Origin of the sequence: Streptomyces sp. RP5T (assembly GCF_003933965.1) — a bacterium.
GTDB lineage: Bacteria > Actinomycetota > Actinomycetes > Streptomycetales > Streptomycetaceae > Streptomyces.
Window position 1 is genome coordinate 1 of record NZ_RSAJ01001101.1, and the last position, 1,273, is coordinate 1,273.

General features: G+C 68.3%; 1 protein-coding gene. It reads left to right on the forward strand.

From position 1 onward, the window contains the following. Positions 1–1,271 (forward strand): phage/plasmid primase, P4 family (locus EHS43_RS44765; RefSeq protein ID WP_125196076.1); only part of this gene is annotated, 1,271 nt, incomplete at its 5' end. Between the last annotated feature and the right edge of the window lie 2 nt (positions 1,272–1,273).

Genomic DNA, 1,273 nt, shown 5'->3' on the forward strand with positions numbered 1-1,273 from the left:
GGAAGCGCACCGGCGGCGAGAAAGCCGCCCTGTGGGCCGCGGGCGAGATGGCCGAAGACCTGCCCGATACCGACCCCCGCGGACTCTTCAGCAACCGCGAGCTCCACCACCACAAAAAGCGCACCCTGTCGACCACCGGCATGAAGGCCCTCCTCACCCAGGCCAAAGCCTCCCCAGACCTGTCCGTCGACCCCGACACCCTCGACGGCGACCCCTACGCGCTGTGCACCCCCGCCGGCGTCGTCGACCTGAACACTGGCCAGCTGCGCAAACCCGACCCCACCCGCGACTTCCACTCCCGCGCCACCAGCGTCGCCCCTCAGCAGACCGGCACACCACGCTGGCACCGCTTCCTGTACGACACCTTCGGCGACGACGCCGAAGGCCAGGAAATGATCGACTTCCTGCACCTGCTACTCGGCTACTCCATCACCGGCGACGTCGGCGCCCAGGTCCTGCCATTCCTCCACGGCCACGGCAAGAACGGCAAGAGCGTCCTGCTGGATGTCATGATCCAGATCCTGGGCGACTACGCGGACGCCGCCCCGCCCGGCTTCCTCATGGACCGCGGCGCGTTCTCCGAGCACTCCACCGAACTCACCGAACTCCACGGCCGCCGCTTGATCGTCTGCAGCGAGCTCAAGCCCAACGACAAGTTCGACGAAGCCCGCGTCCGCCTCCTGACCGGCGGAGACAAGATCAAGGCCCGCCGGATGCGGCAGGACTACTTCTCCTTCAGCCCCACCCACCACCTGTGGCTGCTCGGCAACCACCGCCCCGAGGTCTCCACCGGCGGCTTCGCGTTCTGGCGCCGTATCCGCCTGCTGCCCTTCGAGCGGACCGTCCCCGACCACCGCAAGATCGACAACCTGGCGCTCGAACTCGTCCGCGACGAAGGTCCCGGCATCCTGCAATGGCTCATCGAGGGCGCCAGCCGCTACCTCACCACCCGTGACAACCTCGAAGGCCCCGACCGCGTCCGCATCGCCACCAGCGCGTACGCCAACACCGAGGACCACATCGGCCGCTTCCTCACCGAATGCTGCACCCGTGACCTCGAAGCCCAGCCCGACCTGCGCGTCGAACAGGGCCTCCTGTACGCCGCCTACGCCTCCTGGTGCAGCACCGGCGAAGGCATCCGCCCCGCCGGCACCCGCGCCTTCGCCACCCGCGTCCGTCAGGAAGTCGGCCTCGCCTCACCCACCGACATGATCAAATCCAACGGCCGCAAGTACTACCCCGGCCTCGCCCTGCTGGACACCCCCTCATGAAC